The organism is Zhongshania sp. (assembly GCF_029212375.1).
GTDB lineage: Bacteria > Pseudomonadota > Gammaproteobacteria > Pseudomonadales > Spongiibacteraceae > Spongiibacter.
Window position 1 is genome coordinate 94,382 of sequence record NZ_JARGNU010000010.1, and the last position, 14,963, is coordinate 109,344.

Sequence of the window (14,963 nt, forward strand, 5' to 3'; positions counted from 1 at the left end):
TCCGTATACGGTAAATTTATGCTCAGTAGCCAAGCCCCGCTAACCGGCCCGAATACATCAGCCGCCCAATGCCCGCTCTGCGGCCAAGACAATCAATGTGCGGTTGCGGCGGGCAGCGAGCCAAGCAATTGTTGGTGTATGGCCGCTACCCTCGACACCGCCGCCAAACAGCAGGCGGCGAGCATGGCTGGGCCACAGCGCTGTATCTGTGCAGCCTGCGGCCGTCCCAGCATTAGCTAACGCTAAGGCGCTGTTGCCGCCATTTTCTCATAACGGGCGCACTCTGGGGTCGATTGATCGCCCCTGCTTTCAATTTCCTCGCAACTTAAGGCCGCCATTGACTCCATGCAAGCGCTCGCTGGCACATAGAGCGGATGGGCGCTCGCCACATTGGCGAACTGTTGCTGTATGCTAACGCAGGCCCCCTCCATGCTCTGTAAAATCATGGCGCGCATCTCTGGCGACAAATCGCTTTCAGCAACGTCCTTTAAGGCGCAATATTTCAGCTTTTCGCACATCTCATGATAAGCGTCATCTAGCGAAGTGGCCTGCGTCGCGGCCCCAAAACCCATTAAGGCAAATACTAAAACCAGCAAATTCCTTTTCATCCAGCCTATCTCCCCGCAAATAAATATTCAGACCGCCGCTACGCTTTTTAAAATAGCCAAACAAGGATAAGCTGAAAATCCGATGCAGGCCAGACAGCAGCGAATTCCTATTTAATTGCGACAGCGGTAATACACTATGACAGCAAGCCCACTTAGCGGCCCAGATTATTTATTACGGGGTTTTAAAATAATACGTCAGCCCGGCATTCGCCTATTTGTTGCGATTCCGCTGCTGATTAACATCATTATTTTTGGCGCCTTCACCACGCTCACCCTCGACGCCATGAGCGGCTGGATTAATCAGGTAATTGAGTGGTTGCCAAGCTGGCTGGATTTTCTGCGCTGGATACTGTGGCCGCTGGCGGTGATTTTGGTGCTGGCAATTGTGATGTATATCTTCAGTACCGTGGCCAATATTATCGCCGCGCCCTTTAACGGCTTGCTGGCCGAGAAAGTGGAAGAAATGCTCACCGGCGAGGAAGTGGCCGGCCGCGAGACCATTGCCATGGCAATCGCCAGCTTCCCCAAAAGTATCGGCCGCGAATGCCAAAAACTACTCTACTACTTCGGCTTTGCGATACTCACCTTAATCGCTAGTTTTGTGATTTCGCCCTTGGCACCCGTGCTGTGGTTTGCCCTAAACGCGTGGATGATGGCCATCGAGTATTGCGACTATCCCATGGACAATCACAAACTAAGCTTTAAAGAGGCAAGAAAACGTGTTGGTAGTCAGCGCGGCACCAGCTTTAGTTTTGGCGCCCTAGTGATGTTGGGCACCATGATACCCATTTTAAATTTATTTATTATGCCCGCCGCCGTGTGCGGCGGCACCTTGATGTGGGTTGAGCGTTTTAAGCAAGCGAGTTAGCGCAGCAGGTGCTCTGGGGGGCGGATACAGGCCAGTTTCATGCCCAGCGCTTCTTCAATATTCGGCAACAAGAAAGCATCGTCTTCGCAGGCAAAGCTAATTGAGGTGCCGATTGCCCCAGCGCGTCCGGTGCGGCCAATGCGGTGCACATAGTCCTCGGCATCCTCGGGCAACACGTAGTTAACAACGTGGCTAACGCCGTCAACGTGAATACCCCGCCCCGCCACGTCGGTAGCAACAAGGCATTCAATCTCGCCGTCTTTAAATTGCTGTAAAGTCCGCGAGCGTTTGTTCTGGGGAATTTCACCCGACAAGATGCCGCAGCGAATACCCGCTTTTTGCATTTTCTCAAACAGGCGGCGAGTTTCGTCGCGGCGATTGGCGAAAATAATCACGCTCTTGGCGTTTTCTTCTTTAACAATATTCAGCAATAAGCGAAATTTGTCCTGCGACTCTACCAAATAGACTTTTTGATCTACCGTGTCGGTGGCCACGCTCTCGGGCTCAATTTCGATTTTAACCGGCTCTTTGGTCCACTGCTCGGTAAGCCGCATAATATCGTCGGTGAACGTGGCACTGAAGAGCAGGGTTTGACGATGGTTAGTGCTCGGCGTTGCCCGCACAATCCGTTTAACTTGGGGAATAAAACCCATGTCTAACATGCGGTCGGCTTCATCAATGACCAAGATTTCGATCTGATCCAAATACAGGTCTTTGCGGCCTTCAAAATCCAGTAGGCGGCCAGGGGTAGCCACGACAATATCGACCATCCCCGCCAATTTATCCTGCTGCTTTTGGTAGTCCATTCCGCCGATTAAGGTAACCACATTTAAACCAGCGTATTTACCTAAGGCGCGGGCGTCTTCGCCGATTTGCACAACCAATTCGCGGGTTGGCGCAATAACGAGGGCGCGGGGCTCACCGGCAAAACGCTCTTCTTCAATCGGGTTATTCAGCAGATCATTAAAAATGGTGATCAAAAATGCTGCCGTTTTACCGGTACCGGTTTGCGCTTTACCAATCACATCATTGCCGCGCAGGGTATGGGGCAGCGACACGCCTTGAATCGGCGAGCAGTATTTAAAACCGGTGTCGGCAATACCGTGCATTAAGCGCAGATCGAGATCGAGGTCGTGGAAACGAACCTTGCCCTCTTCGGCGGGCACCGGAAATTGATCTAGCGTCCAAGCCGCTTCCACAGCACGCCCCTCGGCGCCACTGCGCTCTCGCGGCGAGCGCTTGCGGCCTTCGTGGGCGTTAACTGGAGCAGCGGCTGCGCCGATCTGTCCGCGCTGATTATCGACAGCCGCGACTTTTTCTGGCGCTGACGATGCTTTACCTGAGCCGAACAACTTTTTTAACAAAATTCACTCTTCTTAAATTGCGCAATAATCACCCATTCTATCACCATTCACTGGCGACACGCCCAAATGCAATTACGGCCTGCTATTTAGGTAGGTCACTCGGGGCTTGGGCGCTGGGCGTTTTGGCCGGCGGATGATCTTCCTTAGACTCTGTCGGCGGCTCAACTTGAGGCTCGGGCTCAGTTTTGCTTTCAGGTTGGGGCGCTGCGGTTTTCGCTGCATCCACCACCGCTGCCGACTTCGGCTTTAGTTCTGATTCGGGTTCTGGCTCTGGCTCTGCTTCTGGCGCCGATGCAATTACTGGTGGCGGTGGCAACGCCTCTTCGGCCTCCCGCTTAGCGGCAGCCTTAGCCTCTTTGCTCGCCTTAACTCGGGCCCGCGCCTTGCGATCTATATAATAATCCGCGCTAAACCAGCGACCACCGCCGCTAAACAGTAAGCTAAGCAGCATAATAAAATAGGTGGCGGCAAATTCAATGCCGTTGTTTACCACCGCAATATTGCCTTTTTCAGTTATCCAGCCGTAGTCGCCGTATTCATCAAGAATGGTGCGCGCGCTCGCCAAGCGGTCGGCCACCGCCTGACTATTTTCCATACTGGCCCGCGCCGCCGGCAAACCTAAATCTGCCAGCGGCTTTGCGATACTGGAAGCGGGGTCGCTGGGGGCAATTGCAAACCAACCGTTATCCCAGTGCACGGTGATTGCCGCAACCAACATCGCCACCATCAAAGGAATACTGACCCAGCGTACGGCCAGGCCAAATAGCAGCAAAAACCCACCGATCAGTTCGGTATAAGTAAGCAATTGCGCCATTAATTCTGGTTCGGGTAATCCTAAACCGCTGCCTAACCACTGCGTGATAGCATCGAGATGACGAAATTTATAAAGGCCGGCGGCAATCATCACTGGCGCCAAATACAGGCGAATCAGCAGCGGTGCCAAGCCGTCTAATTTAGCGAGCAAACCAAATAAAAAATCGTGTACGCCGTAATATGCCCTGAATAGCAAAGCCATGATCATCCCTCTTTTTTATCATTATCGTGGTGAAAAGCTGGAGGCAGTATAACTAGACACGCGCCCGACTGCACACAGGACACGCGGGGTCTCTGCGCAGATTTAATTGACGCAGCTCCATATTAATACCGTCAATCAATAGCAGCCGCCCCACCAAGGGCTCACCCACGCCCGCCAAACACTTCAGCGCTTCCAGCGCCTGCATACTGCCAACAATGCCAACGATGGGCGCCAACACCCCGCTCTCGGCACAATTGAGGGCCGCGTCGTCGGCCTCGTGATACAAGCAGCGATAGCAAGGGGAGTCCTCGCGGCGAAAATCGAATACCGATAACTGACCTTCGCCGCGAATTGCCGCGCCTGAAACCAGTGGTTTTCGCGCGCTATAGCAGGCTTGATTCAGGGCAAAGCGGGTAGTGAAGTTATCGCTGGCGTCCACCACCAAATCGACCGCAGCCACCGCGTTTATCAATGCCTTGCCAGTCAGTCGCGCGGGGTATTTCAGCACTGAGATATCACTGTTTATAGCGCCAATGCTGTCGGCCACTGAGTCGACTTTAAGGCGGCCAACATCACTACTGCCGTGGGCAATCTGGCGCTGCAGATTGCTTAAATCTACGGTGTCGTCATCGGCCAAATGCAGTTCACCCACCCCCGAGGCCGCCAAATACATCGCCACCGGACATCCCAATCCGCCCATTCCCACAATCAGCACGCGGCTGCGGAGCAAGGCCTCTTGGCCGTCCACATCTAAATTTGGCAATAAAATATGGCGGCTATAACGTAGTAATTGTTCGTCATTCATTGCGCCACACTCCCCAGCTGATTCGCTCGTTAGCGCCGTAGTCGCGGCGGGATTCTACGCAGCTAAAACCTCGCTCACTCAACACCTCGCGCACCGCCGCCGCTTGTTGAAAGCCGTGCTCTAACAACAGCACGCCACCGGCGGCCAAATAGTTCGACGCTTGGCTAATAATATGTTTAAGATCCGCCATGCCGCCATCGGCCGCAACCAAGGCCGAACGCGGTTCAAAGCGCACATCGCCGGTCAATAAGTGAGGGTCATCAGGGTCGATATACGGTGGGTTGCTAACAATCAATTCAAACCGGCTGGGCGCCAGTTCGGCAAACCAGTTGGACTGCTGAAAGCGCACATTCGTCAAACCCAGCGCCGCGCGATTGGACTCGGCCAACGCTACGGCCTCGGCCACGCAATCTAATCCCAGCACTTGGGCGTCAGCACGTTCCGACGCCAATGCCAATGCAATGGCACCAGTGCCGGTGCCCAAATCAAGAATCTGGGGCCGCTGTTGGCCGTCGATTATTTCAAGGGCGCGTTCAACTAAGCACTCGGTGTCGGGGCGGGGAATTAAACTGGCTGGCGACACCGCCAACGACAGCGACCAAAAATCGCGGTGACCGAGAATATGAGCGATGGGTTCGCCCACCAGCCGCCGCGCAAAAAGCGCTTCAAATTGCCCTTGTTCGGTTGCCGTTAATTCCCGCTCCGGCCAACTGTATAAATAACTGCGAGGTTTGTTTAGGCAGTGGCAAAGCAGTAGCGCGGTATCGAGATCGGCGCTGTCACTCAGCGCCGCCAATTGCCCTCGATACGCCAAGGCGTCGGCAATACTCAGGCTAGGCATTACTCCGCCAGCGCCGCCAAGAGGTCTGCTTGGTATTCTTGGCGCAGCGGCGAAATAATATGATCGACATCGCCCTGTACGAATTCGTCTAATTTATACAGAGTCAGGTTTATACGGTGATCAGTTACTCGACCCTGCGGAAAATTGTAAGTGCGGATACGCTCGGAACGATCACCGCTGCCCACCAAATTGCGGCGCTCGGTCGCCTGCTCGGCCAAGTTTTTGCTATTCGCGGCATCATTCACTTTTGCGGTTAGCAAAGACATCGCCCGCGCCTTGTTTTTATGCTGCGAGCGCTCGTCCTGACACTCCACCACAATACCGGTAGGCAGGTGAACAATACGCACCGCCGAATCGGTGGTGTTAACGTGCTGACCACCCGCGCCGCTCGACCGAAAGGTGTCGATGCGCAAATCGCCTTTATTAATTAAAATTTCGTCGGCTTCTTCTGGCTCGGCCATTACCGCCACTGTGCAAGCCGAGGTATGAATACGGCCCTGAGATTCGGTTTCTGGTACGCGCTGCACGCGGTGCGCGCCCGATTCAAACTTGAGATGGCCATACACTTCTTGGCCTGCGACTCGGCTAATCACTTCTTTGTAACCGCCGTGCTCACCGTGGCGCTCACTCAATACCTCAACCCGCCAGCCCTTGCGCTCGGCGTAGCGGGAGTACATGCGAAATAGATCACCGGCAAAAATTGCCGCCTCGTCGCCGCCAGTACCGGCGCGGATCTCTAAAAACACGTTATGGGAATCATTGGGGTCTTTAGGCAGCAACAGGGTTTGCAGCTCAAGCTCTAAAACTTCTAGCTTGGCTTTGGCCGCTTTAACTTCGTCCTCGGCCATTTCGCGCATATCGGCGTCGTCTTCGCTCAACATGGCGGTGGCTTCGGCAAGGTCTTGCACAACCTGACGGTAGTGACCATAGCCTTGTACTACAGGTTCTATCTCGGCATATTCCTGTGACAAGCCGCGAAACCGATCTTGATTGGCGATAATTTCGCCATCGCTGAGCAGTGCGCCGATCTCTTCATAACGATCAAGTAAATTGTCGAGTTTACTGACAAGGGAGGCCTTCATATTGACTCACTTAATTTGGGTGGTGATGTTCAGGATTCGCTGTCTTTAAGCTGAAATAGCTCTCGCGCCCAGTGGACCAAGTCGGTTCGGCCCTGCGCGCCCGCCGCTTTTATTTGAGTTGTTGGGCTGTGTATTAGTTTATTTGTTAAGCCCCGCGCCAATTGCTCTAGCACTTGCTCTGCATTGTCGCCCTTCGCCAACTGGCGCAGTGCCCGCTCCAGTTCGGCGTCGCGAACCTCCTCGGCTTTGGCGCGATAATCACGCACCGTTTCCACCGCATTCAATGCGCGAATTTGGATTTGCCAGTCAACGAGCGCCTTGGCAATAATATCGTCGGCTTTGCGCGCCTCGTTTTGGCGAGCGCGCTTATTTTCTTCAACAATCTCGCGCAAATCGTCCACAGTGTATAAATACACATCAGCCAATTCGGACACTTGCGCCTCAATATCGCGCGGCACCGCAATATCGACCATCACCATGGGCCGATGTTTGCGCTTTTTCAGTGCACCCTCAACCGCACCCTTGCCCAAGATTGGCAGCTGACTGGCTGTTGAAGCCACCACAATATCGGCATCAACCAAATATTTAGGCATATCCGAGAGCATCACTGCCTCAGCGTCAAACTGCTCGGCCAATACCCGCGCGCGGTCTAGGGTGCGGTTAGCGATGATAATGCGCTTAATGCCTTTGTCGTGCAGATGTCGAGCAACCAACTCTATAGTTTCACCGGCACCGATCAACAGCGCCGTACAACTGCTCAAAGAAGAGAATACATGCTGGGTTAAGTTAACAGCGGCATAGGCCACCGACACGGGATTTTCGCCAATACCGGTGTCGGTGCGCACTCGCTTGGCAATGGAAAACACCTGCGCAAAAGTACGATGCAAGGCACCACTGGCGGTGCCAGCATCCACTGCTTGGGCGTAAGCGGTTTTCATTTGGCCAAAAATTTGCGGCTCGCCCAATACCATAGAATCCAAGCCCGCAGCCACTTCCATCATATGCTTAAGGGCAGATTGGCCGCGGTGATCATAGATGCAATCTGCCAGCTCGGCGCGATCAATATGATGATAAGCCGCTAGCCAATCCAGCATCCCGTGCACGGTGGCATCGGCCTCATCAGTAATTATGCCGTATAGCTCAGTGCGATTGCAGGTCGACAAAATCGCCAGCTCAGACACCCCGATATTGGCTAGCGCATCGCGCAGCGCTGCCGACATTTGCTCGGGCACAAACGCCACGCGCTCGCGCACCGCGACCGGGGCCGAGTTGTGGTTTATGCCAATTACGAGCAAATTCATTAAATAACGTGCGCCTAGCTTTACGGGTTAACGCGGAAACAGCGGTGAATTTTAGCAAGATGAAGGCCAAATGTGGATTTTATTACGAGCTTGTTCCAAACAATGTTTTTCTGCGAATTTAATTAGACCAATAATGTCCTATCTATCAGCTCTAAAACTGACACGTATTTGCCCCCAAAATAGACCCTAAACGCTGGCGCTGCGCTCAAGCCAGCTTTGACCCTAACTCCTACGCAAGAGCCATGCTAAGATTGGCCTTCAAATTCTGTGGTGATATATAAGCATGCGTTCTGTCTTCCCCTACCTGCTGATTATAATGGTGTTACTTAGCGGCTGTGCGAGCCTAACGTCAGAGAGCGACGCAGAACTCGCAGCAGATGCCGTCGCCAGCCCCCAGGCCAAGCCAACGCCCAGCCGCCCCTTTCCGGAGGATACTTTCTTCGATTTGCTGGTTGCCGAAATGGCCCTGCGCTATCACGACCTAGACACCGCATTAGACAACTACAGCTACCAAGCAGACAAAACCGGCGACCACGGGGTAATTACCACCGCCGCGAGACTGGCCCAGTACCTAAATCGCGACGACGTAGCCGAAACCTACGCCCAGCAATGGCTGCAGTTTGAGCCAGAAAACGCCGAAGCCCACTATATTCTGGCCTCGGCCCTGTCCCACGGCCAGCGCCCGCTAGACGCATTTCCCCACATGACCAAAGTAATGGAGTTGGGCGGCGAGAGTAATTTTGCCGCCCTCGCTGCCACCGTCTTAGCGCGCGACAAAAACGAGCAGGGCAACTTTCTCGCACTTTTAAACACCCAGCTTGAACGCCACCCCGATGAAAACAGCCTAAAAATAGCCAAGGCCCTAATCCTCCAGTATCAGGAGCAAGAAGTCGCCGCGCTCGCCCTAATTCAACAAGTGCTGAACGACGAACCCGACAACCCCCACGCCCTGCTCATCGAAACCCGCACCCTAGCCCAGCTCGGCCGCGACGACGAGGCCCTTGAGCGCCTGCGCTACGCGATAGACCAAAACCCCAACCACAAGCGCCTGCGCCACGATCTTGCGCGGCGACTGGTAAAAACCGACTTATTCCAAGCCAAAGCCCAATACGAACTGCTGGTTAGGCAAAACCCTGACGACAGTGATTTACTGCTAGAGCTCATGCTGGTCAATCGCGAACTCAGTAATACCGACGAAGCCGCCCAACAACTTGAATCCCTTAGCGACACCCCGGCCCATAGCAGCCGCGCCCACTATGTACTGGGCCGCCTTGCCGAGGAAGATCGCAAATGGCCAGAAGCGATCGGCCATTATGAAAAAGCCACCGCCAGCCCCGAGTTCACCCCAGCCAGCCAACGCTTAACCAGCATCTCGCTCGGCATTGACGGCGCCGAGAAAACCCTTGCGCGCTTACAGGCCCTGCGCCTGCGTCTACCCGAACACAGCGGCCGCATTTATTTGCTCGAAGCAGAAGTGCTGCGCAAAGAAACCCAATACCAACGCGGTTACGATTTATTGAGCAGCGCCCTAAGCGCCAACCCAAACGACGAGCAATTGCGTTACGCGCGCTCTTTGTTTAGCGAAAGGCTCGGCAACCTAGCCGGCGTAGAAACCGACCTCAGACACATTATTGCCCGCGACCCCGAAAACGCCACGGCCCTCAATGCCCTTGGCTACAGCTTAGCCAACCTCAGTTCACGCCTAGACGAAGCCGAAACCCTTGTTAAACGCGCACTAGTGCTTGAGCCGGAAGACCCCGCCATTATTGATAGCTACGGCTGGATACTGTTTTTAAAAGGCAATACCGGTGGCGCAATTAAGCTATTAGAAAAGGCCTATAGCAAAAGCCAAGACCACGAAATTGCCGCCCACTTTGGCGAAGCGCTATGGGCCAGTGGCGATAAACAACGCGCCAAAACCGTATGGGAAACGGGGCTAAAGCACACCCCCGACAGCCCAATTATTTACGACACCCTGCGCAGGCTGGGCCTTTTCAATGAATAGACCTCAACCCTGCCGGCGCCGCAGCGCCAAATTTACCGCTGCACTCTGCCTACTGATACTCGCTGGCTGCGCAAGCAGCCCCGAACGCTACCCCGACAACAACAGCGCTGAACACTGGCAATTAAAGGGCAAGATCGGTCTTTGGCACGGCGACAAAAAAGAAAGCGCCACCATAGATTGGCAGCAGTGCAGCGCCAACAGCCTGCACATCCGCCTCAGCGGGCCACTGGGCAGCGGCGCCATTGAATTAGTTGCCGATCAACACGGCGCCAGCCTCAGCCAAAACGGCGAAACCCAGCGCGCCGACAATATTGAAAGCCTCGCCGCCCAAGCCCAGTGGCCCCTGCCCGTAAAAGCTTTACGCCGCTGGGTGCGCGGTCGTGCCGCGCCGCAGTTAGAGCTGAGCACCCGCATTAATACCAACGGCCAACTTGAGCAACTGGAACAAGCTGGCTGGACCATACTCTATCGCTACAGCCACCCCCAACAAACCCTCCCTGAGCGAATCGAAGCCAGCTCGGCCGACACTCGGCTAGTCCTAATGGTCCGCGACTGGAGCGATAATGTGAGCGCGTGTACCCCATAATGACCAGTATTGAGCTACCCTGCCCCGCCAAAATAAATTTATTTTTGAATATTACCGGCCGCCGCGCCGACGGCTATCACGAACTGCAAACACTGTTTCAACTGCTCGATTATGGCGATAGCTTGCAACTCACTCGCCGCGACGATGATCAGCTGCGCCTACTCCCCGCGCTCGACGGCGTCGACGACGACGACAATTTAATTATGCGCGCTGCGCGGCAACTACAGGCGCTGCACCCTCAGCAGCGCCTTGGCGCCGACCTCTCGCTAATTAAGCGCCTACCCATGGGCGGGGGTATTGGGGGCGGCAGCTCAGATGCCGCGAGCACTCTACTGGGCCTTAACGTTTTGTGGGGCTTAAATCTCAATTTGGCGCAGCTCGCCGAAATTGGCTTAAAACTCGGCGCCGACGTACCGGTTTTTGTGCATGGCAAGACCGCTTGGGCCGAGGGAATCGGCGAAAAACTGAGCCCAATACAAACCCCAGAAAGCTGGTTTGTGGTGCTAAAACCGGACTGCCATGTGTCTACTGTAGAAATTTTTTGTCATGAACAATTGACACGCCATAGCTCACCGATCAAAATAGCCGCCTTTCTTGAGGGAGGTAACGGAAATAGTTGCGAACCACTGGTTCGAAAACTGTATCCGAATGTTGATAAGGCTTTGATTTGGCTGAATCAATTCTCTCCCGCAAAGCTGACCGGAACAGGCGCATGCGTGTTTGCCAGCTTTCAAGATCAGGCAACTGCCGAGGCGGTTTGCGCGCAACGACCGGATAATATTGACGGTTTTGCTGCCCGGGGTGTAAACACCTCGCCACTGCACAAAGCATTGGGCATTCTCTAAACGCAGACCTGAAAAGTTTAATTGGGGTGTCGCCAAGTGGTAAGGCACTGGGTTTTGATCTCAGCATTCGTAGGTTCGAGTCCTACCACCCCAGCCATTTTAAAACTCGCCGCGTAAAGCGGCTTGTAGCTTCAAATCAGCTGCCCGAGCTAGACACGATAAGTACCGGCACTGAGAGCCAGCCAATTGCGATAAATTGGCAATGCACACCACCCGAAATTCATTAACACCAGCCCTACAGGACGCCGACCGTGCCCAAGATGATGGTCTTCACCGGCAATGCCAACCCCGAACTTGCTCGCAAAGTCGTAGAACATCTGCACCTGCCTCTCGGCGATGCGGTTGTTGGCAAATTCAGTGACGGCGAAATTTTCGTCGAAGTGAACGAAAACGTACGCGGTGCTGATGTCTTTCTGCTGCAACCCACCTGCGCGCCAACCAACGACAACTTGATGGAACTCATCGTAATGGCCGACGCCATGCGCAGAGCGTCTGCCGGCCGGATTACCGCCGTTGTCCCCTACTTTGGTTACGCCCGCCAAGATCGCCGCGTGCGCTCACAGCGCGTACCTATTTCGGCCAAAGTGGTTGCCGATATGATGAGCGGCGTTGGCATCAACCGAGTATTAACGGTTGATCTGCACGCAGAACAAATTCAGGGCTTCTTTGATGTGCCCGTCGACAATGTCTACGGCTCGCCCATCTTGCTAGACGACATCAGCCGTCAGCAATATGAAAATCAAATGGTGGTATCACCCGATATTGGCGGTGTTGTTCGCGCCCGCGCCGTTGCCAAACAATTAGACGACGCCGACCTTGCGATTATCGACAAGCGCCGCCCCGCCGCAGGCATTGCCCAAGTGATGCACATTATCGGCGAAGTGCAGGGCAAAACCTGTATTTTGGTTGACGACATGGTCGATACCGCTGGCACCTTGTGCAAAGCTGCCGAAGCATTAAAGCAGCACGGCGCAGCAAAAGTTGTCGCTTACTGTACACATCCTGTATTATCCGGCTCCGCAATTGCCAACATCAATGGCTCAGAACTAGACGAACTGGTGGTAACCGACACCATTCCGCTGTCTGAAGAAGCGAGAAAATGCAGCAAAATTCGCCAGCTAACCCTGGCAAATCTACTGGCCGAGTCAATTCGACGGGTTAGTAATGAAGAGTCGATCAGCGCCCTGTTCCGCTAAGCACACCGTTTAGCAACAACGCTTTTCGACATTTACCGCCGCACTGGTCGCAAGTCGGCGGTTTTCGCGTTATTAAGGAGACAAATATGTCTAGCGATTACACAGTTAGCGCAACAGCACGCGCAGATGTAGGGAAAGGTGCGAGCCGCCGCCTACGTCGTCTGCAAGGTGAAATTCCTGCCATTGTTTACGGTGGCGAAAAAGCTCCACAAATGCTTAACCTGATCCACAAAGACTTGGTTAGATTACTGACCGACGAAGCTTTCTACACCTCTATCCTTACTTTGGATATTGATGGCCAGAAAGAGTCTGTGATCCTGAAAGACCTGCAACGTCACCCTGCGAAGCTGCGCGTACTTCACGCCGACTTTCTGCGCGTTGATGCCGACACCCCAATCACGCTACACGTACCACTGCACTTCATTAACGAAGAAAGCTGTGTTGGCGTTAAGCTTGCTGGCGGCAACATCACTCACGCAATGACCGACATTGAAATCCAGTGCTTGCCCAAAGACCTGCCTGAGTTCATTGAAGTCGATATGGCTGCAGTAGAAGCTGGCACCATTCTTCACATCTCCGACATCGTATTGCCAGCTGGCGTAGAAAGCACAGCATTGGCTCTGGGCGAAGATCACGATCACCCAGTAGTTCACGTCCACGCCCCGCACGGCGGCGCTGACGAAGAAGAAACTAGCGAAGAAGAGTAAGCAATAAACTAACGGCCCCTCGGGACCAATAGTAACAGGCGCCCCATTGACTACGATAAAACTGATCGTTGGGCTGGCTAACCCCGGCCCGCAATATCACGATACTCGTCACAATGCGGGCGCTTGGTTCGTTTCAGAACTGGCGCGCCAGCATCACTGCACCCTCAGCAGTGAATCTCGGTTTTTTGGCGACACCGCCAGAATCCAATATCAAGGCGGCGATCTGCGCCTATTAATACCCACCACGTTTATGAATCGCAGCGGTCAAGCTATCGCAGCGCTCGCTAATTTTTACCGAATTCCGGCAGAAGCCATTCTCGTCGCCCACGACGAACTGGATCTTGCCCCCGGCACCGCCCGCTTTAAAACCGGCGGTGGTCACGGCGGCCACAACGGCCTGCGCGACACCGTTGCCCAACTAGGCAATAACAACAACTTTCACCGCCTGCGGATTGGCATTGGCCACCCCGGCAGCGCGGCACAAGTAACCAATTATGTTCTTGGCAAGCCCCCCGCAGACGAGCGCATCAGCATCGACCGCTGTATCGACGAAGCCCTGCGCAGCCTCCCCGACGCCGTTAACGGCGACTGGGCAAAGGCCATGAACCAACTACACAGCTACAAACAAGGGTAAATATCACATGGGATTTAACTGCGGCATCGTCGGACTACCCAATGTCGGCAAGTCCACCCTCTTCAATGCACTGACCAATGCCGGCATTGACGCGGCCAATTTCCCGTTCTGCACCATCGAACCCAACTCGGGCATCGTTATGGTACCGGACCAGCGCCTACACGCGCTGGCCGCCATTGTTAAGCCCGAACGCGTACTGCCCGCCACCATGGAATTTGTCGACATTGCCGGCCTCGTTGCCGGCGCCTCCAAAGGTGAAGGCCTGGGCAATAAATTTTTGGCCAATATTCGCGAAACCGACGCCATCGCCCACGTAGTGCGCTGCTTCGACAACGACAATATTATTCACGTTGCCAATAAAATCGACCCCGCCGCCGACATCGACATTATCAATACCGAGCTGGCGCTGGCCGACATGGAAAGCATCGACAAGCAATTGCAAAAAGTGGTTCGCGTTGCCCGCAGCGGCGACAAAGAAGCCACAGTACTTAAAAACCTGTTCGAAAAACTCCTCGCCCACCTCAACCAAGGCAAGCCCGTGCGCTCACTGGCGCTGGACAGCGAAGAACTGGCCCGCACCCGCACCCTGCACCTGCTCACTATCAAACCCACCATGTACATCGCCAACGTTAACGAAGACGGTTTCGAAAACAACCCGCACCTCGACGTAGTACGTGCAATCGCCGCCGAAGACGGCGCCATCGTGGTACCGATATGCAATAAACTTGAGTCGGAAATTGCCGAACTAGACGATGAAGAGAAACAGGAATTCCTCACCGACCTCGGCATGGAAGAAGCTGGCCTAAATCGCGTTATTCGCGCTGGCTACCAGCTTTTGGGCCTGCAAACCTACTTCACCGCTGGCGTAAAAGAAGTGCGCGCGTGGACTATCTCCGTCGGCGCCACCGCCCCTCAATCGGCCGGCGTTATTCACACCGACTTTGAAAAAGGCTTCATCCGCGCCGAAGTCATCGCCTACGACGACTTTATTCAATACAAAGGCGAACAAGGCAGTAAAGACGCCGGCAAATGGCGTTTAGAAGGTAAAGACTACATTGTTAAAGACGGCGACGTCGTCCATTTCCGCTTCAATGTTTAAGCTGCGT

16 protein-coding genes and 1 tRNA gene are annotated in these 14,963 nt (G+C 54.2%); 10 read left to right on the forward strand and 7 right to left on the reverse strand.

The window, feature by feature from the left end:
- The first annotated feature begins 18 nt into the window (after positions 1–18).
- Positions 19–240 (forward strand): cysteine-rich CWC family protein, encoded by a 222-nt coding sequence (locus tag P1U47_RS11805; protein ID WP_301029149.1) that lies wholly within the window; start codon positions 19–21, stop codon positions 238–240.
- Positions 241–242: 2 nt separating this feature from the next.
- Here the strand turns inward: P1U47_RS11805 and P1U47_RS11810 are convergent, their stop codons facing one another.
- Positions 243–608: a hypothetical protein gene (locus P1U47_RS11810; protein WP_301029151.1), complete on the reverse strand. Its 366-nt coding sequence runs from the start codon at positions 606–608 to the stop codon at positions 243–245.
- Between the two features lie 136 nt (positions 609–744).
- Between P1U47_RS11810 and cysZ the strand changes: the two genes are divergently transcribed.
- Entirely contained in the window at positions 745–1,476 is a 732-nt protein-coding gene (gene cysZ, locus P1U47_RS11815; protein ID WP_301029153.1) for a sulfate transporter CysZ, read from the forward strand.
- Here the strand turns inward: cysZ and rhlB are convergent.
- The 6 genes from rhlB to hemA form a co-directional block, all read right to left on the reverse strand.
- Entirely contained in the window at positions 1,473–2,840 is a 1,368-nt protein-coding gene (gene rhlB, locus P1U47_RS11820) for an ATP-dependent RNA helicase RhlB (RefSeq protein ID WP_301029154.1), read from the reverse strand. The two genes, cysZ and rhlB, sit on opposite strands and share 4 nt — an antisense overlap.
- Positions 2,841–2,922: 82 nt before the next feature.
- A complete protein-coding gene (locus P1U47_RS11825) occupies positions 2,923–3,855 on the reverse strand; it encodes a DoxX family protein (protein WP_301029156.1) in 933 nt (310 codons plus the stop codon).
- Positions 3,856–3,907: 52 nt separating this feature from the next.
- Positions 3,908–4,660 (reverse strand): molybdopterin-synthase adenylyltransferase MoeB, encoded by a 753-nt coding sequence (locus P1U47_RS11830; protein WP_301029157.1) that lies wholly within the window; start codon positions 4,658–4,660, stop codon positions 3,908–3,910.
- A complete protein-coding gene (prmC, locus tag P1U47_RS11835) occupies positions 4,653–5,501 on the reverse strand; it encodes a peptide chain release factor N(5)-glutamine methyltransferase (RefSeq protein WP_301029158.1) in 849 nt (282 codons plus the stop codon). The genes P1U47_RS11830 and prmC overlap by 8 nt, the downstream gene beginning before the upstream one ends.
- Positions 5,501–6,583 carry a peptide chain release factor 1 gene (gene prfA, locus P1U47_RS11840; RefSeq protein ID WP_301029159.1) on the reverse strand — a complete coding sequence of 361 codons (1,083 nt, stop codon included), beginning with the start codon at positions 6,581–6,583 and terminating at the stop codon, positions 5,501–5,503. Before prfA ends, prmC begins: the two co-directional genes overlap by 1 nt.
- A 29-nt stretch (positions 6,584–6,612) precedes the next feature.
- The gene (hemA, locus tag P1U47_RS11845) at positions 6,613–7,884 is read right to left on the reverse strand and encodes a glutamyl-tRNA reductase (protein WP_301029160.1); all 1,272 of its coding nucleotides are present in this window, start codon (positions 7,882–7,884) and stop codon (positions 6,613–6,615) included.
- Between the two features lie 283 nt (positions 7,885–8,167).
- On the opposite strand from hemA, the gene P1U47_RS11850 reads away from it, so the two are divergent.
- The 8 genes from P1U47_RS11850 (at position 8,168) to ychF (ending at position 14,956) form a co-directional block, all read left to right on the forward strand.
- The gene (locus P1U47_RS11850) at positions 8,168–9,889 is read left to right on the forward strand and encodes a tetratricopeptide repeat protein (protein WP_301029162.1); all 1,722 of its coding nucleotides are present in this window, start codon (positions 8,168–8,170) and stop codon (positions 9,887–9,889) included.
- Positions 9,882–10,475: a lipoprotein insertase outer membrane protein LolB gene (gene lolB / locus P1U47_RS11855; protein WP_301029164.1), complete on the forward strand. Its 594-nt coding sequence runs from the start codon at positions 9,882–9,884 to the stop codon at positions 10,473–10,475. Before P1U47_RS11850 ends, lolB begins: the two co-directional genes overlap by 8 nt.
- On the forward strand, positions 10,475–11,320 hold the full coding sequence (ispE, locus tag P1U47_RS11860; protein ID WP_301029166.1) for a 4-(cytidine 5'-diphospho)-2-C-methyl-D-erythritol kinase: 846 nt from the start codon (positions 10,475–10,477) through the stop codon (positions 11,318–11,320). Before lolB ends, ispE begins: the two co-directional genes overlap by 1 nt.
- 22 nt (positions 11,321–11,342) lie before the next feature.
- A tRNA-Gln gene (locus P1U47_RS11865) sits at positions 11,343–11,417 on the forward strand.
- A 154-nt stretch (positions 11,418–11,571) separates the two neighbouring features.
- Entirely contained in the window at positions 11,572–12,516 is a 945-nt protein-coding gene (locus tag P1U47_RS11870; RefSeq protein WP_366943161.1) for a ribose-phosphate diphosphokinase, read from the forward strand.
- An 86-nt stretch (positions 12,517–12,602) separates the two neighbouring features.
- On the forward strand, positions 12,603–13,223 hold the full coding sequence (locus P1U47_RS11875; RefSeq protein ID WP_301029167.1) for a 50S ribosomal protein L25/general stress protein Ctc: 621 nt from the start codon (positions 12,603–12,605) through the stop codon (positions 13,221–13,223).
- Positions 13,224–13,269: 46 nt separating this feature from the next.
- On the forward strand, positions 13,270–13,857 hold the full coding sequence (pth, locus tag P1U47_RS11880; protein WP_301029168.1) for an aminoacyl-tRNA hydrolase: 588 nt from the start codon (positions 13,270–13,272) through the stop codon (positions 13,855–13,857).
- A 7-nt stretch (positions 13,858–13,864) separates the two neighbouring features.
- Positions 13,865–14,956: a redox-regulated ATPase YchF gene (ychF, locus tag P1U47_RS11885; protein WP_301029169.1), complete on the forward strand. Its 1,092-nt coding sequence runs from the start codon at positions 13,865–13,867 to the stop codon at positions 14,954–14,956.
- The last annotated feature ends 7 nt before the right edge of the window (positions 14,957–14,963 follow it).